Origin of the sequence: Agromyces sp. CCNWLW213, assembly GCF_037199545.1 — a bacterium.
GTDB lineage: Bacteria > Actinomycetota > Actinomycetes > Actinomycetales > Microbacteriaceae > Agromyces.
Genome location: NZ_JBBBDX010000007.1, coordinates 36,667 through 52,657, shown reverse-complemented (window position 1 = coordinate 52,657; position 15,991 = coordinate 36,667). Strand labels below are relative to the sequence as shown.

14 protein-coding genes are annotated in these 15,991 nt (G+C 73.2%); 2 read left to right on the top strand and 12 right to left on the bottom strand.

Translation table 11 applies throughout. The features are described from left to right. Positions 1 to 13: 13 nt before the first annotated feature. From WBQ80_RS13495 to WBQ80_RS13450, 10 genes are all read right to left on the bottom strand, one after another. Positions 14 to 853 (bottom strand): anti-sigma factor, encoded by an 840-nt coding sequence (locus tag WBQ80_RS13495; protein WP_336572864.1) that lies wholly within the window; start codon positions 851 to 853, stop codon positions 14 to 16. Beyond that, entirely contained in the window at positions 834 to 1,496 is a 663-nt protein-coding gene (locus WBQ80_RS13490; protein ID WP_336572865.1) for an RNA polymerase sigma factor, read from the bottom strand. Before WBQ80_RS13490 ends, WBQ80_RS13495 begins: the two co-directional genes overlap by 20 nt. Before the next feature lie 45 nt (positions 1,497 to 1,541). Beyond that, the gene (locus WBQ80_RS13485; protein WP_336572866.1) at positions 1,542 to 2,222 is read right to left on the bottom strand and encodes a class F sortase; all 681 of its coding nucleotides are present in this window, start codon (positions 2,220 to 2,222) and stop codon (positions 1,542 to 1,544) included. A gap of 5 nt (positions 2,223 to 2,227) precedes the next feature. Beyond that, entirely contained in the window at positions 2,228 to 3,058 is an 831-nt protein-coding gene (locus tag WBQ80_RS13480; RefSeq protein ID WP_336572867.1) for a DUF4397 domain-containing protein, read from the bottom strand. A 168-nt stretch (positions 3,059 to 3,226) separates the two neighbouring features. Next, on the bottom strand, positions 3,227 to 3,598 hold the full coding sequence (locus tag WBQ80_RS13475; RefSeq protein WP_336572868.1) for an FKBP-type peptidyl-prolyl cis-trans isomerase: 372 nt from the start codon (positions 3,596 to 3,598) through the stop codon (positions 3,227 to 3,229). 166 nt (positions 3,599 to 3,764) lie between these two features. Continuing rightward, entirely contained in the window at positions 3,765 to 4,169 is a 405-nt protein-coding gene (locus WBQ80_RS13470) for a DUF779 domain-containing protein (protein WP_336572869.1), read from the bottom strand. Positions 4,170 to 4,186: 17 nt separating this feature from the next. Further along, complete coding sequence (gene exaC, locus WBQ80_RS13465; protein WP_337282579.1) at positions 4,187 to 5,710, bottom strand: acetaldehyde dehydrogenase ExaC; 1,524 nt, start codon at positions 5,708 to 5,710, stop codon at positions 4,187 to 4,189. A gap of 155 nt (positions 5,711 to 5,865) precedes the next feature. Beyond that, a complete protein-coding gene (locus tag WBQ80_RS13460) occupies positions 5,866 to 7,161 on the bottom strand; it encodes a GAF domain-containing protein (protein ID WP_336573314.1) in 1,296 nt (431 codons plus the stop codon). Positions 7,162 to 7,247: 86 nt separating this feature from the next. Continuing rightward, positions 7,248 to 8,405, bottom strand: coding sequence for a PrsW family intramembrane metalloprotease (locus WBQ80_RS13455; RefSeq protein WP_336573313.1), 1,158 nt, complete (start codon positions 8,403 to 8,405; stop codon positions 7,248 to 7,250). A gap of 9 nt (positions 8,406 to 8,414) precedes the next feature. Further along, the gene (locus tag WBQ80_RS13450) at positions 8,415 to 9,821 is read right to left on the bottom strand and encodes an FAD-binding oxidoreductase (RefSeq protein ID WP_336573312.1); all 1,407 of its coding nucleotides are present in this window, start codon (positions 9,819 to 9,821) and stop codon (positions 8,415 to 8,417) included. Positions 9,822 to 9,898: 77 nt separating this feature from the next. Between WBQ80_RS13450 and WBQ80_RS13445 the strand changes: the two genes are divergently transcribed. Both WBQ80_RS13445 and WBQ80_RS13440 read left to right on the top strand, forming a co-directional pair. Beyond that, on the top strand, positions 9,899 to 11,446 hold the full coding sequence (locus WBQ80_RS13445) for a DNA-3-methyladenine glycosylase 2 family protein (protein ID WP_336573317.1): 1,548 nt from the start codon (positions 9,899 to 9,901) through the stop codon (positions 11,444 to 11,446). Between the two features lie 86 nt (positions 11,447 to 11,532). Next, positions 11,533 to 12,408 carry a fumarylacetoacetate hydrolase family protein gene (locus WBQ80_RS13440; protein WP_336573311.1) on the top strand — a complete coding sequence of 292 codons (876 nt, stop codon included), beginning with the start codon at positions 11,533 to 11,535 and terminating at the stop codon, positions 12,406 to 12,408. Positions 12,409 to 12,477: 69 nt separating this feature from the next. On the opposite strand, the gene WBQ80_RS13435 is transcribed toward WBQ80_RS13440, so the two are convergent. After that, a complete protein-coding gene (locus tag WBQ80_RS13435; RefSeq protein ID WP_336573316.1) occupies positions 12,478 to 13,938 on the bottom strand; it encodes an aspartate ammonia-lyase in 1,461 nt (486 codons plus the stop codon). Between the two features lie 321 nt (positions 13,939 to 14,259). After that, complete coding sequence (locus WBQ80_RS13430; RefSeq protein WP_336573310.1) at positions 14,260 to 15,855, bottom strand: amino acid permease; 1,596 nt, start codon at positions 15,853 to 15,855, stop codon at positions 14,260 to 14,262. Positions 15,856 to 15,991: the final 136 nt, after the last annotated feature.

Genomic DNA, 15,991 nt, shown 5'->3' with positions numbered 1-15,991 from the left:
GGTGCGCGCCGGATCAGGTCGAGCGGAGCTCGCCGCGAACGATCGAGTCCCCGGAGTGCGCCGGATCGCCGTCGACCGGTTCGGCCGACACGTCGACGAGCGTGAACTCGTCGAGGTCGATGCCCTCGGGCACCGTGAATCGTCCGTTCGCGCCTTCGAGCAGGCCGAGGCTCACGAGCCCGGAGGCGTCGGACCGGATGAGCCAGACCTCGCGCACCTCACCCGCGGGAACCGTCGCATCGAGGTCGACGACGACCGTCCGCGTGCCGTCGACCTCCTCGACCGTGGCCGAGCCGACCGCGTCGTCCCAGCCGGGGAACGAGTCGAGTTCGGCGCTCGCGAGCACGACCGCCGGGTCGGGCTCGGCCGGACCGGAGCCGGCGGCGCCGAGCAGCCAGCCGAGGCCCACGCCGGCGAGGATGCCGCCCGCGGCCGCGGCGACCGTGATCGGCAGCCACGCGCTGCGGCGCCGCGTGCCGTCCGGACCGTCCGAGGCGAGCGACGGCCGGCGGGACCGGCGGCGTCGCGGGACGTGGTCGGAGCGTTCCGCCGGCGCGGCGGACGTGGAGCGCGCGGGCGCCTCCGCCACGGCGACGCGGGTGCGGCCCGCGGTCGGGTCGGCGGCGAGCTCGGGCGCGAGCCCCAGCTCGGAGTGGATCGCCGCCCAGACCGATGACGGCGGCGCTTCGAACGCGTCGTCGGGCGTCCCCCGCCCGAAGGCGACGGTCCGGACGAGCGTGTCGTATTCCGCGAGGCAGTCCGGGCAGCCGTCGAGGTGGGCTCGGACGGCTGCGTCGGGCTCGCGCCCGTCGAGGGCGAGCACGGCGAGCTCCTCAGGCTCGATGTGGTCCATCATCCACCTCCCATCGCTTGCGCAGCCGGGCGAGGCTGCGTCGGACATGGCTCTTCACGGTTCCGATCGGCAGGCCGAGGGTCTCGGCGATCTGCGAGTGGCTGAGCTCGTCGTAGAACGCGAGCTGCATCACGCGGCGCGGCACGGGCTCGAGGCGCTCGAGTTCCTCGGCCACCATGACGCGTTCGGCGAGGTCGTCGTCGACCGCGCGGGGGGCGGTCGACGCCTCGGCGACGAGGGACTCCTCCAGGCGTCGGGAGCGGGCCCTCGCCTCGTGGGCGTCGGCGATGCGGTGCTTGGCGATGCCGACGATCCACGCGCTCAGCGTGGACCGGGAGGCGTCGAAGGTGCGGCGTCCGCGCCACGCCGAGATGTAGACCTGCTGCGTGACGTCCTCGGCGTCGGTCCGGTCGCCCAGCGAGCGGAGCGCCAGCCGGAACACCAGCGGCGACCAGCGTGCGTACGCCTCACGGAGGGCGCGCTCGTCGCCGGCCGCGAACTCGTCGGCGAGCGCCCGGTCGTCGAGCGTGTCGAAGGCGGTCGCGCTCACGATGCGGCGTTCACCCCTTCTGCGGATCGGGAGGAGCCGGGCGTCGGCGGCGGCGCGCGGCGGCGCCGCGATGGTGGGGTGCGGCGTCGACATCAGCATATCCATCCTCCCTTCCACCTCGGCGGGTTGCGTCCGACCTCAGCGGGGCGTGGCGGTCACCACGAGGTTGCTGCGATAGGTACGGGTCTCGTAGTCGAACTCCCCGCCGCACGTCACGAGCGTCAGCCGCGGCGCGCCCGAGCGGTCGAACGCCGCGTCCCAGTCGACGACGCCCTTCTCGATGACCTCCAGCGAATCGACCCCGAACGAGTGGCGCGTGCCCGCGGCATCCGTCACGATCACGAGCGTGCCCGGCTGCGCGTCGCGCAGCTTCGCGAACGGCAGCACCCGGTACTCGAGCGAGTCCACGTGCGCGGCGATCACGGTCGACCCGGCCTCGCTCGCCGGTGCCGGGCCCCACTGGTACCAGGCGGCGATCGCCGGGTCGTCGAACAGGCCCATGTTGCCCTGCGCGTCGAGCCCGACCGGCTCGATCGCCATGTCGATCCCGAGGGCGGGGACCTCGATCCGCGTGGGCGCCGGCGGCGTCGCGCGACGCTGGTCCTCGAGCGAGGCGGACTGCCGCGGCACCTCGGGGACGCTCGCGGGCGGCGCGGCCGCCGCGGGCGACGACGCGGCCGTGTCCTCGCTCGGCGCCGCCGTGCCCGGCGCGGCGCCGCCCTCCGACGGCGCCGCGACGCACCCGGCCAGCAGGCCGACCACGGCGGAGGCCGCGACCAGGGACCCGAACACCCCGGTCGCGACCTCCTTCCCCGTCATGCGGATCAGCGCTCCGCCTTCACGAGGGCCTTGCGGGCCACGCCCGCGGCGAGCGCGACCGCCGCGAGGAGCGCGAGGCCGGCGGCGGCCCAGATGCCGAACTGCTGCTCGGGCGAGTTGGTCGCCACGAGGCCGGCGGACCCGGCCGGGACGCCGTCGGGGCTCGAGTGCATGCCCGTGATGGTCTGCACGGCGAGGTCGAGGTTCTCGTCCTCGAGGCTGCCCCAGGCGTAGACGATCGTCAGCGTGCCCTCGGCGACGTCGACGGGCGCCGGCCCGATGACCGGGTCGGTCGTGCCGGCGGCGGCGACGGAGGCCTCCACGGTGCCGGCCGGCAGGTCGAGCGTCTGCTCGCGCGGGTTCTCGAGGCCCGAGATGACGGCCGAGCCGCCGGCGAGGACGTCGACGGCCGGTGCCGCGGCGACGTGGCGGACCGTGAGACGGCCCTCGCCCGCGGCGATGTCGGAGACGTCGTTCGTGAACAGGTTGGCGGCCGGCGCGCCCTCGGCGTCGAGGTGGGCCACGGCGGTGTAGTTGCCGCCGGCCTCGAGCGGCAGGTCGATCGGGCCGAGCACCGGCTCGGACGCATCGGTCGAGTCGGGCGCGGCGAGGACCACCGAGTAGGTGCCGGCCGGGAGCTCCAGCGGCCCGGCGAGGTCGCCCGGCTGGAAGTCGTCGAGCGTGAGCTCGTCGTTGACGTACACGTCCACCGGCGTGTCGGGGATGCCGTGGAGCACCGACAGCATCGCGTTGTCCTCGGCAGCGGTGGCCGGTGCGACGGCGCCGAACGCGACGAGCGCTCCGGCACCGATGCCGGCGATGAGGATCTTCTTCATGATTCCCTCCAGATCAGCCCCGCGGGGCGGAGCGGCAAGTTTGCCTTCACCACCTACTTCCGGCCCGCACCCGGGATCGGATGCACCTGCATGGAGATTTCCCGCGTCGACATGACGAAGGCCGGCGGACCCGAGGGTCCGCCGGCCTGTGGGGTCGTCCGGAACGGCTCAGCTCACGCCGAGCAGGTCGATCACGAAGATCAGGGTCTTGCCCGAGAGCTGGTGGCCGCCGCCCGCGGGGCCGTACGCCTTCTGCGGGGGCACGATGAGCTTGCGACGACCGCCGACCTTCATGCCGGGGATGCCCTCCTGCCATCCGGCGATGAGCGCCTGCAGCGGGAAGTTGATGGACTGCCCACGGCTCCACGAGGAGTCGAACTCCTCGCCCGAGTCGTACTCGACGCCGAGGTAGTGCACGTCGACCGTCGAGCCGGGCGCGGCCTCGGGGCCGTCGCCCACGACGATGTCCTCGATCACCAGGTCGTCGGGGGCCGGGCCCTGCGGGGCGTCGACCTCGGGCTTGCTGTTCGTATCAGTCATCCCCCCATCCAAACGGATGCCGCGGGCCGGTTCAATCCGGGACGCGCGTCCACACGGGTCTTGTGCTGACGGCGAACATCTTGCAGTCTGAAGCCCTCAAGGACTCGTCGCCCCGTCGAGATGTCGGCATTGCCACATCCACGGGGTGACGAGTTCTTCCGTTCCGCTACCCCTCCATGAGGCGCGAGCGGATCAGGAAGCGGACGCCCTCGGGCGCCTCGAGCGAGAAGCCGCTCCCCCGTCCGGGAACGACGTCGACCGTCAGGTGCGTGTGCCGCCAGTACGCGAACTGCTCCACCGACATCCAGAACGGCACGATCCGACCCGAGCCGAGGTCGAGCTCGCCGAGCAGCACGTCGGCCGCGCTGGTGGCGAACTCGCCTGCGGGGTAGCACATGGGCGCGCTGCCGTCGCAGCATCCGCCCGACTGGTGGAACATCAGCGGGCCGTGCTCCGCCCACAGCGTCGCGAGCAGGACGCTCGCCGCGGGCGTGAGCTCCACCCGCGGCGAGACGTCGCCCTCGATCGTGATGGACGCGACCACGCGGCCGGCCAGCTCGTCGATCGACATGGCGTGCACCGTCCGGATCAGAAGAACCCGAGCGGGTTCTCGCTGTAGCTGACGAGGAGGTTCTTCGTCTGCTGGTAGTGGTCGAGCGCCTGCTTGTTGTTCTCGCGGCCGATGCCCGAGGACTTGTAACCGCCGAAGGCCGCCCCCGCCGGGTAGGCGTGGTAGTTGTTCACCCACACCCGGCCGGCCTGGATGTCGCGGCCTGCACGGTACGCCTCGTTGCCGTTGCGGCTCCAGACGCCCGCGCCGAGGCCGTAGAGCGTGTCGTTGGCGATGCGGATGGCGTCGTCGTAGTCCTCGAAGCTCGTGACGGCGACGACCGGGCCGAAGATCTCCTCCTGGAAGAGGCGCATCCGGTTCTCGCCCTCGAAGATCGTCGGCGCGACGTAGTAGCCCTCGCTGAGGTCGCCGCCGAGGTCGACGCGCTCGCCGCCGAGCAGGAGCTTCGCGCCCTCCTTCTTGCCGATGTCGATGTAGCTCAGGATCTTCTCGAGCTGGTCGTTCGACGCCTGCGCGCCGACCTGCGTCTCGGTGTCGAGCGGGTTGCCCTGACGCGCCAGCCTGGTGCGCTCGATCGCGTCGTCGAGGAACGTGTCGTAGATCGACTTCTGGATGAGGGACCGGCTCGGGCAGGTGCACACCTCGCCCTGGTTGAACGCGAACAGGCTGAAGCCCTCGAGCGCCTTGTCGTAGAACGGGTCGCGGCGGTCGGCGACGGACTCGAACACGATGTTGGGGCTCTTGCCGCCGAGCTCCACGGTCGACGGGATGATGTTCGCCGACGCGTACTGCAGGATGAGGCGCCCCGTCGTGGTCTCGCCCGTGAACGCGATCTTGCGGATCCGGTTCGAGGAGGCGAGCGGCTTGCCGGCCTCGACGCCGAAGCCGTTCACCACGTTGAGCACGCCGGGGGGCAGCAGGTCGGCGATGAGTTCGACGAGCACGAGGATCGACACGGGCGTCTGCTCGGCGGGCTTCAGCACGACGGCGTTGCCCGCGGCGAGCGCCGGCGCGAGCTTCCACGTGGCCATGAGCAGCGGGAAGTTCCACGGGATGATCTGCCCGACCACGCCGAGCGGCTCGTCGAAGTGGTACGCGACCGTGTCCTCGTCGAGCTGGGTGAAGCTGCCCTCCTGCGCGCGGATCAGGCTCGCGAAGTACCGGAAGTGGTCGCTCGCGAGCGGGAGATCCGCGTTGAGCGGCTCGCGGATCGACTTGCCGTTGTCCCATGTCTCGGCGACGGCGAGCAGCTCGCGGTTGGCGTCGATGCGGTCGGCGATGGCGTTCAGGATGCCGGCGCGGTGCGCGGCGCTCGTGCGGCCCCAGGCGGGTGCGGCCCGGTGCGCGGCGTCGAGCGCCGCCTCGATGTCGGCGGCCGTGCCGCGGGCGACCTCGGTGAACGGCCTTCCGTTCACCGGCGAGATGTCCTCGAAGTAGGCGCCGCCGGCGGGCCTCACCCACTCGCCGCCGATGAAGTGCTCGTAGCGCGGCTTGAACTCGATCAGTGCGCCGGCGGTGCCGGGCGCGGCGTACACGGTCATCGTGTCTCCTCGTGACGTCGTCGTCATGCCCTCGGAGTGGGGCGGTCGCCACGGTAGGCGCGTCCGCGTTGCGCCCCGGTTGCCCCGGGGTTGCAACCGCGTTGCATCGCCCGTGCCGGTCGAGGCGCCGCCCCCGGGCGTCTGGGGAAAGGTGGTCAGCGCATGGCGACGTCGATGCGCTCGAGGTGCGCCACGACCGTGGCACGCCGCGGCGAGCGCGGCGGGAGGAGTTCGAGGCACGCGCGCCAGAGCTCGACGTCGTACCGGTGCTCGTCGCGTTCGGCGAGTTCGAGCAGCAGCTCGGGCGGGGCGTCGGCGAGCATCGACTCGCGCAGCCGGCCCGCGAGCTCCTCGCGCAGCTCGACGATGCCCGGGGCGGACGACGACGGCAGGACGGGACCCGGGTACCGCTCGAGGGCCTTGCGCAGGGCGCCCTGCCCGACGAGCTTCGCCACGCGCGCGGCGTCGAGGTCGAGCTCGCGGCCGAGCCGGTACGGGCGGGACTCGAGGGGCGGCTCGCCCGCCGCCTCGAGCACGCGCCGGAGCCTCGCGATCTCGGCGCGGAGCGTCACCGGCGACGGGTCGCCCTCGTAGACGAGGGACGCGAGCCGTTCGGCGCCGAGGCCGCGGGGGTTCCAGGCGAGGAGCGCGAGGATCTCGGCGTGCCGCGGGCTGAGCTCGTGGTCGCCCAGGCGCGCACGCCGCTCGCCCAGCACGGTGAGCGGCGTGCGCACGGGCGCCGGCACCGCGCGCATGCGCGAGCGGCGGATCGTGGCGTGCACCGCGCTCTCGAGGCGCGCGATGCGCAGCTCGGCCTCGACGGCGGCGACCGTGGCGGAGACGAGCGAGAGCGTGTGCGGCGCGACGGCGAGGTCGGTGCCCGTGATGTCGATCACGCCGAGGAGCGCCCCCGTCGCGGGATCGTGGACGGGTGCCGCGGTGCAGCTCCACGGGTGGACGATGCGGTTGTAGTGCTCGGCGCCGCGGATCTGGACCGCCCGGTCCAGCTGCAGCGCGGTGCCCGGGGCGCTCGTTCCGATGCTCGATTCCGACCAGTCGGCGCCCGCGACGAAGAGCATGTCCTCCGCGCGCCGGCGCAGGTGCGGGTCGCCCTCGACCCACAGCAGTCGCCCCTGCGCGTCGCCGACCGCGACGACGAGCCCCGCGTCGTCGGCGCCCTCGACGAGCAGCCGGCGGATCACCGGCATGACCGGGGCGAGGGCGTGCGCGGCGCGGTACTCGCGGAACGCGTCGTCGTCGAGGTCGATCGTCGGCAGGGCACGGTCGGGGTCGATCGCACCGCGGATCGCGCGCTCCCACGAGGCCCGGACGACCGGTCGCAGGCTGAGCGGCACGACCCCCGTGGCGATCGCGTCCTCCTGCGCGCGCAGCAGCCGATCGCGAAGGTCGCGCGTCTCGCGCTCCTTCGGGTCGTGGCCTGGGCTGCGCACGCCGACTCCGATCGCCGTCGATTCCGGATGCGGACAGCATAGACCGCCGGGCCGCACGCTGACCCGACCGTCCGCAGCAGGCGACCTCAGGCGGAGATGGCGTTCCGATCACGGGTGACCGCGTCGAGCAGCACGCGCTCGTCCTCGAGACGGCGAACGTCGCCGCGTCCGGACACGAGCGCCTGGCGCGTGAACGCCAGCCGGGTGGCGTCCGCGATGAACCGCTGGACCTGCGCCGTGCGCGGCGGGCGCTGCGCGCGAGCCCACGCGAGGGCCGCCCGGCGTCCCGACGGCGTCGAGAGGCCGTCGACCTCGTCGGGACTGAACCACCCGGCGGCGGCGTACTCCGCGAGGCGCGAGCGGGTGATGCGCTGCTCCTCGCGGCGGAGCAGCAGCGTGACGATGATCGCGCCGACGAAGATCGGCACCTGCACCGTGAAGTAGAGCGCGAGCGCGTCGGCGAACGCGAGCGAGCCGTTCCAGAACGCGTGCAGCAGGACGGCGGCGACGAGTCCCAGGAGGAACCATCCGATGACGCCCCGCCCCCCGCGGCGCGCGGCGATGCCGATCGCGATGCCCGTGCAGGCCGTGAACAGCACGTGGGCGAACGGCGAGAAGATGCCGCGCACGACGAACGTCGCCCCGAGTTCGCCCGCGCCGCCCTCGATGAGCGCGGCGCCGAAGTAGAGGATGTTCTCGGTGAACGCGAAGCCCGCGGCCACCGTGGCCGCGTAGACCAGGCCGTCGACGGGTCCGTCGAAGTGCGACTTCGAGAACGCGTAGAGCAGGAGCACGCCCACGCCCTTCGCGAGCTCCTCGACGATCGGCGCCTGCACCACGGCCTGCATGGTCGCGTCGGCCGCGGCGCCTGCGGGGCTCGCGACGGCCACGAACAGCTGGACGCCGAGGTCGACGACCAGCGCGATCGCGACCGACACGGCCGCGCCCCACAGGAACGCGAACCACAGCGCCCAGCGGGGCTCCGGCTCCCAGCGGTCGACCCAGCGCACCGCGAGGAGCACGATCGCGAGCGGCACGAGCGCGACGAGCGTGCCGACGACGAGCACCGAGATGCCGAACGAGACCGCGAGGTACGCGAACACGAGCAGCCCGGCGAGCACGGCGATCGCGCTCAGCACGACGATCCCGGCGCCCGCGCCCGCGCCCCGGCGCGGCGGCGCCGCGGGCGGCCAGACGTGGAGGTGCGGTTGCGGTCCGGGCGCTGGCGTCGGCGTGAGGTTCACGCGGGCAGCCTACCGACCGGCGGTCGGCTCGGGCTCGAACATCACGGCGGGATTGAGGATGCCGGCCGGGTCGAAGACGTGCTTGATCCGGCGCTGGAGCTCGACCGAGGCGTCCCCGAGCTCCTCCGCGAGCCAGCGCCGCTTCAGCAGCCCCACCCCGTGCTCCCCCGTGAGCGTGCCGCCGAGGCGCACGGCCGCACGGAACATCTCGTCGGCGGCCGCCCAGACGTGGTCGGGCACGTCGTCGCCCTCGAAGACGAAGTTGGGGTGGAGGTTGCCGTCGCCCGCGTGCGCGAGCGTGGGGATCTCGACGCCGTACCGCTCCCCCACCTCCGCGATGGCACGGAACATCTCGGGCAGGCGCGAGCGCGGGACCGCGACGTCCTCGATCAGCACGCGCCCGCGCGATGCGAGCGCGGGGTGCATGGCGCGCCGGATGCCGAGGAGGCGCTCGCCGGTCGCGGCATCCGTCGATCGCGTCACGCGGCCGCCCGCCTCGGCGAACACGCGTGCGATGACGTCGGCCTCGGCCGCGGCGTCACCCGCGTCGGTCTGCGCGAGCAGGAACGCCTCCCCCGGCGCGAGGCCGGCGACCGGGGTGCCCGCGAGCGCGTCCGGGCCGAGGTGCTCGGCGACCCGCGCCAAGCCGACCGGGTCGATGAGCTCGAGGAGCGCGGGCCGGATGCGGGCCGCGCCGACACCCGCCGCGGCCGCGCCCGCCGCCTCGACGTCGGGGAACGCCGCCGCCACCGTGTGGGTCTCGCCCACGACGACCGGGCGGAGCCGCACGGTCGCCTCGACGATGACCCCCAGGGTGCCCTCCGAACCGGTGAGGAGTGCGGTGAGGTCGTATCCCGTCACGCCCTTCACGGTGCGGTGGCCCGTGCGCAGCAGCGTGCCGTCGGCCAGCACGACGGCGAGTCCGAGCACGCTCTCGCGGGTCACGCCGTACTTCGCGCACAGCAGCCCGCCCGCGTTCGTCGCGATGTTCCCGCCGATCGACGAGATCGCCCGGCTCGCCGGGTCGGGCGCGTACCAGAGCCCTCGCTCGCGCGCGGCCCGGTCGAGGTCGCCGTTCAGCACGCCCGCCTCGACGACCGCGAGCTCGTCGACGTCGTCGATCTCGAGGATCCGGTCCATGCCGGTGAGGTCGAGGACGATGGCGCCGCGGCTGGCGATCGCCCCGCCGGCGAGGCCGGTGCCCGCGCCGCGGGGCACGACCGGGGTGCCGGTCTCGGTCGCGAGGCGCATCACCGCCTGCACGTCCTCGACGGATGCCGCGCGCACGACCGCGAGCGCCCGGTGCTCGCTCACCCAGCCCGAGCGGTCCTCGCGGACGGCGTCGAGGGCGGGCCCGTCCACGAGGACGGCGTCGCCGAGCGCGGCGGTGAGGCGGGAGCGGACGTCGTCGTGCATGCCGCCAGCGTACCCACCGCCGTCATGTCCGATTCCCGCTACCCGAGGTCCCCGAGCCATGCGAGCCTTGAGGGGTGATGAGCCCGACCGCCGCTCCCGTCCGACCGCGCCGGACCGACCCGCTCGCCGATCCGGCCTTCGCCGAGCGCTACCGGGCGATGCTCGCGCGCGACGCGCGGTTCGACGGCCAGTTCATCACGGGCGTGCACTCGACCGGCATCTACTGCCGCCCGAGCTGCCCGGCCGTGCCGCCGAAGCCCGCGAACGTGACCTTCTACCGCACGGCGGCCGCGGCCCACGAGGCCGGCCTCCGCGCGTGCAAGCGGTGCCTGCCCGACGCCGTGCCCGGCTCGCCCGAGTGGGACCTCGACGACGACCTCGCGGCCCGCGCCATGCGGCTGATCGCCGACGGCGTCGTCGAGCGCGACGGCGTCCCGGGGCTCGCCGCTCGGCTCGGCTACACGCCGCGGCACCTCACGCGCGTCCTGTCCGCCGAGCTCGGGGCCGGGCCGCTCGCGCTCGCCCGAGCGCACCGCGCGCAGACCGCGCGCGCGCTGCTCGTCTCGACCTCGATGCCGGTCGCCGACGTGGCGTTCGCGTCGGGATTCGGCAGCATCCGCCAGTTCAACGACACCGTCCGCGCGGTCTACGAGCGCAGCCCGCTCGAGCTCCGGGCGTCCGGCGCCCGGTCGGCGGATGCCGCGAGCGCGCCCGCCGCCGCCGACGCCGGCGTGGTGCGCCTCCACCTGCCCGCACGTCCGCCGTTCGACGCCGCGGGCGTCTTCGCCTGGCTCGCCGCGCGCGCGGTCGACGGCGTCGAGGTCGCGGGCGCCGACCGCTTCGAGCGCACCCTCGCGCTCCCGTGCGGCCCCGCCGTCATCCGGTTGGGGCCCGCCCGGAGCGGCGCCGGAATCGAGGTCGAGGCCCGGCTCGCCGCGCTCGCGGACCTCGCGCCGCTCGTGGCGCGCGTCCGCCGGCTCTTCGACCTCGACGCCGACGCCGTCGCGATCGACGAGGCCCTCTCGGCCGATCCCGTCCTCGCACCCTCGGTCGCCGCGGTGCCCGGCATCCGGATGCCCGGCGCGCTCGACGCGCACGAGCTCGTGGTGCGCGCCCTCATCGGGCAGCAGGTCTCGGTGGCGTCGGCCCGGACCGCGCTCGGCCGGCTCGCGGAGGCCCTCGGCGAGCCCGTGGACGCCGTGCTGCCCGGGTCCGCGGCGCCGACCGGCGACGGCCTGCGGCGCCTGTTCCCCGCGCCCGCCGCCATCGCCGCCGACGGCGCGTCGGTGCTGCGCGGGCCCGCGGCCCGCATCCGCACGATCGTCGACGTCTGCGCGCGCCTCGCCTCGGGCGACCTGGTCGTGGCGCCCGAGCGCGAACGGCACGAGCTCCGCGCCGACCTGCTAGCCGTCCCGGGCATCGGGCCGTGGACGGCGGGCTACCTCGCGATGCGCGTCACGCGCGAGCCCGACGAGCTGCTCGTGTCCGACCTGGCGCTCCGGAACGGCGCCGCCCGGTTGGGCCTGTCCGCCGACCCCCGCGCGCTCGCTGCGCACGGGGCGGCGTGGGCGCCGTGGCGCAGCTACGCCTCGATGCACCTCTGGCGCGCCGCGGCATCCGCCTGACGTTTGTCGACGTGGCGGAGCATCCGGCGCGGGTCGTTGTACATCCCGCACAGCCCCGGGGGCGGGCCGGTGGATAGTCTGGGGTGGTGAAGTTCGCGCACCTCCGAGTCGACGGCCAGCCCACCCCCCGACTCGCGACGGTGATCGCCGACCGCGCGCTCTTCCTCGACGACCTCCTGGCCGACGCGCCCCGCGACCTGCAGGACCTGATCGAGCGCGGTCCCGACGCGCTGGCCGAGGTGCGCGCCGCCGTCGACGCGGCGGTGGCCGGCGGCGCGCCGACGACGCCCGTGTCCGAGCTCCGCCATGCGTCCGCCGTGCTCCGTCCGGCACAGGTGCTCGCGATCGGCGCGAACTACGCCGCGCACGCCTCCGAGCTGAAGCTCCGCTCCGAGTCGGCGATGACGATCTTCTCCCTCTGGCCCAATTCGCTGAGCGGGCACGGCCAGACCACCGAATGGGCCGGCGACGTCGCGACGCAGGTCGACTACGAGGCCGAGCTCGGCGTCATCATCGGCTCGCCCGCGAAGGACGTCTCCCCCGTCGACGCGCTCGACCACGTCTGGGGCTACACGGTCGTGAACGACATCACGGCCCGCGACATCCAGTTCAGCGAGGCGCAGTGGTCGCGCTGCAAGTCGTTCGACGGCTTCACGCCCACGGGCCCGGTGGTCGTCACCGCCGACGAGATCGCCGACCCGCAGGACCTCTGGCTCACCACGAACCTCGACGGGCACATCCTCCAGGACGCGTCGACCAACGAGATGGTGCGCAGCGTCGCCGAGATCATCTCGTACCTGTCGCGGACCGCCACGCTGCCGCCCGGCACGCTCATCTCGACGGGCAGCCCCGGCGGAGCCGGCTACAGCCGCACTCCGCAGGTCTTCCTCAGGGACGGCTCGACCGTGACCGTGAGCATCGAGGGCATCGGGTCGCTCACCACGCACTGCCGCGTGGTCTGACGGCCCGCGCACCCCGCGACGAGGGCGGATGCCGCGGCATCCGCCCCGCTCGCCCGCCGCGCGGTCGGCTCAGTCGCTCGGCTCGCCCTTGCGGTCGACGGCCGGGATCACGTCGGTGATCGGGTGCACGCCCGAGAGCCGCGAGGGCGAGAGCTGGCGGGTGACGTCCTCGCGGGTCATGAGCCCCGACTCGACCACCAGGTCGGCGACCGGCCGCCCGGTCGCGAGCGCCTGCTTGGCGAGCTTCGCCGCCTCGGCGTATCCGATGAACGGGATGAGCGCGGTGATGACGCCCACGCTCGAGGCGACCTGCGCCTCGAGGCGCTCGGTGTTCGCGGTGATGCCGTCGACGCAGTTGACGCGCAGGGTCCAGCACGCCTGGCGCATCCAGGTGATGGACTGCAGCAGCGAGTGCGCGATGACCGGCTCGAACGCGTTGAGCTGCAGCTGGCCGTTCTCGGCGGCCATCATGACCGTGACGTCCGCACCCGCGACCGCGTACGCGACCTGGCTGACCGCCTCGGGGATGACGGGATTCACCTTGCCGGGCATGATGCTCGACCCGGCCTGCTTGGGCGGGAGGTTGATCTCGGCCAGGCCCGCCTGCGGGCCCGAGGAGAGCAGCCGCAGGTCGTTGCAGATCTTCGAGAGCTTGATGGCGCTGCGCTTGAGCGCGCTCGAGAACGTCATGAACACGCCCGTGTCGCTCGTCGCCTCGACCAGGTCGGGCGCCGTCTCGAGGTGCTGCCCGGTGATCTCGCTGAGGTGCCGCACGACGGATGCCGCGTAGCCGGGGTCGGCCGTGATGCCGGTCCCGATCGCGGTCGCGCCGAGGTTCACCTCGGAGAGCAGCTTGATCGTCTCGCGGAGCCGCGCGATGTCCTCGCCGAGGGTCGTGGCGAAGCTGTGGAACTCCTGCCCGAGGGTCATGGGCACCGCGTCCTGCAGCTGCGTCCGGCCGACCTTCAGCACGTCGTGGAACTCGCGCCCCTTGCGGCCGAAGGAGATGCGCAGCTGGTCGAGCTGGACGAGCATCGTCGTCAGCGAGGCCGTCATCGCGAGCTTGAGCGCCGTCGGGTAGGTGTCGTTGGTCGACTGGCTGCGGTTGACGTCGTCGATGGGGTGGAGCACGTCGTACCGGGCCTTGGCGTAGCCGGCGATCTCGAGCGCGACGTTGGCGATGACCTCGTTCGCGTTCATGTTCGTCGACGTGCCGGCGCCGCCCTGGATGACGCCCACGACGAACTGGTCGTGGAACTCGCCGTCGATGATGCGCTGGCAGGCCTCCTCGATCCAGGCCTGCTTCTGAGGGTCGAGCGCGCCGAGCTCCTTGTTGGCGCGTGCGGCCGCCTGCTTGACCTGGGCGAGCGCGACGATCAGTTCCGGGTACACCGAGATCGGGCGCTTCGAGATCGGGAAGTTCTCGAGCGCGCGCATCGTGTGCACGCCCCAGTACGCGTCGGCCGGCACCTCGACGGGGCCGAGCGAGTCGGTCTCGGTGCGGGTCGGGCCGAGGTGGTTCGCGGTGATCGCCGGGTCCTCGGCGGACTCGCTGACGGCGGTCGGGTGGGATGGTCGGATCGTCGACACGTGTGGCTCCATCGCCTCGTCGGGTGCGCGGGGTGACCGCGCCGGGTTCTGCGTCGAGCCTACCGGCGGGCCTCGCGGCGCCGTTCGCAGCCGCCCGATGCTTCCGTGCGTCCGCACGCGGGGCGCGCAGTTTTCCTGCGCGGGTGCACCGAACACGTCGACGCCCCGGCCGCCACCGGTGCGACGCGCGGCTCGTCACGCGCCGAGGCGGCGGGACGCCCCCACGTCCCGCCGCCTCGTCCGATCGCCGACGCCGGCCGGTCAGCCGTTCGGCTCCCGGGCCGATCCCTCGGCCTGCGCACGCGCGCCGTCGTCGACGCCGTCCATGGCGAGGATCTCCTCCTCGACGCGTCCGCCGTAGCCCTCCGCCTGCGGATCGCCGTGCAGGCCGCCCGACACCGCGTACTCCTCCTCGGGCGAGAGCACGAGGTGGTTGCGGCCGTAGACGCCGAACCCGATGAGCATGACCGCGTACACCACGGCGATGGCGATGATCGCGGGGACGAACGTCGGGTTCAGCAGGAAGCCGACGAAGATGAGCCCCGAGATCGCGGCCGCCGTGATCGCGCCCGGGACGCCCCACGGGCTGCGGTACGGGCGGTTGATGTTCGGGTGCTTGCGGCGGAGGATGACGAACGCGACCATCTGCAGGAGGTACGCGAGCACCGCGCCCCACACCGCGATGTTCAGCACGATCGCGCCGGCGACCGCCCCCGCGCCCTCGGCGTCGACCCGGGCGAGCAGGTCCAGCACCAGCAGCGCGACGAAGCCGATCACCGCGCCCGCGACGAGCGCGACCCACGGCGTCCGGCGCTTGCCGGTGAGCGACAGGAACTTGGGGTAGTACCCGGCGCGCGACAGCGAGTACATGTTGCGCCCGTAGGCGAACATGATCCCCTGCAGCGATGCGAGCAGGCCGATCAGCGCGAAGAGGGCGAGCACCGCCGCGAGGCCGTCGCCGACGATCGCGCGGAAGCCGTCGAGCAGCGGCTCGCCCGCCGTGCCGGTCGCCTCGGCGCCGACGACGCCGGTGTTGAGGAACAGCACCAGGAGACCGGTCACGATGAGCGTGGCGCGCGCGATGATCCCCGCGCGGGGGATGTCGCGGACCGGGTCGTGCGACTCCTCGGCCGCGAGGGGCAGTTCCTCGATGCCGAGGAAGAACCACATCGCGAACGGCAGCGCGAACAGGATCGGCAGGACGCCGTGCGGCAGGAACGCGCTCTGGCCCGGGTCGGGCTCGATGTCGAAGAGGTTGTCCCACGAGAACTGCCCGGAGAACAGCGCCATGACCGAGAAGACCAGCAGGATGCCGATCGAGATGATCGAGACCACGATCGCGAACTTGAACGAGATGTTCGCCCCGGCCGCGTTGATGCCGATGAACACGGCGTAGAGGATGATCCACCAGATCCATCCGGCCATCGAGAAGCCGAGCAGCTCGCTCGTGATCGCGTCGGCGTAGGACGCCGAGAAGAAGACGATCACCGCGGTGGTCGCGACGTACTCGATGGTCTCGGCCAGGCCCGTGACGAACCCGCCCCAGGGGCCCATCGCGGCGCGCGAGAAGGAGTAGGCGCCGCCCGTGTGCGGCATGGCCGACGCCATCTCGCCGATGGAGAAGATCAGGCCGTAGTACATGACCACGAGGATCGCGAACGCGATCAGCATCCCGCCGAAGCCGGCGAAGTCGATGCCGAAGTTCCATCCGGAGAAGTCGCCGGAGATGACCGCCGCGACCGCGAGGCCCCAGAGGCCCCACACTCCCGCGGCTCGGGTGAGTCGGCGTTTCTCGAAGTATCCCCGGTCGGCGGTCGTGTAGGTCACGCCCGAGACCTTGAGGGTGTCTTTCGCCATGTGGCGCTCTCCTGTCCGTCATCGCGCGGGCCTCTGGGGGCGGGCGCGGGGTGCGATGCTGTGCGCCACATGATAGGGCCGCAATGGTCGCCCGTACAGACCTTTTTCGGGCGGCATCGCCTTCACACTTCCGTCG

Bases quoted from the DNA above. Each gene is read 5' to 3' on its own strand.
- WBQ80_RS13495 (WP_336572864.1), bottom strand. From the start codon at position 853: ATGGACCACATCGAGCCTGAGGAGCTCGCCGTGCTCGCCCTCGACGGG.
- WBQ80_RS13490 (WP_336572865.1), bottom strand. From the start codon at position 1,496: ATGTCGACGCCGCACCCCACCATCGCGGCGCCGCCGCGCGCCGCCGCC.
- WBQ80_RS13485 (WP_336572866.1), bottom strand. From the start codon at position 2,222: ATGACGGGGAAGGAGGTCGCGACCGGGGTGTTCGGGTCCCTGGTCGCG.
- WBQ80_RS13480 (WP_336572867.1), bottom strand. From the start codon at position 3,058: ATGAAGAAGATCCTCATCGCCGGCATCGGTGCCGGAGCGCTCGTCGCG.
- WBQ80_RS13475 (WP_336572868.1), bottom strand. From the start codon at position 3,598: ATGACTGATACGAACAGCAAGCCCGAGGTCGACGCCCCGCAGGGCCCG.
- WBQ80_RS13470 (WP_336572869.1), bottom strand. From the start codon at position 4,169: ATGTCGATCGACGAGCTGGCCGGCCGCGTGGTCGCGTCCATCACGATC.
- exaC (WP_337282579.1), bottom strand. From the start codon at position 5,710: ATGACCGTGTACGCCGCGCCCGGCACCGCCGGCGCACTGATCGAGTTC.
- WBQ80_RS13450 (WP_336573312.1), bottom strand. From the start codon at position 9,821: ATGCACGACGACGTCCGCTCCCGCCTCACCGCCGCGCTCGGCGACGCC.
- WBQ80_RS13445 (WP_336573317.1), top strand. From the start codon at position 9,899: ATGAGCCCGACCGCCGCTCCCGTCCGACCGCGCCGGACCGACCCGCTC.
- WBQ80_RS13430 (WP_336573310.1), bottom strand. From the start codon at position 15,855: ATGGCGAAAGACACCCTCAAGGTCTCGGGCGTGACCTACACGACCGCC.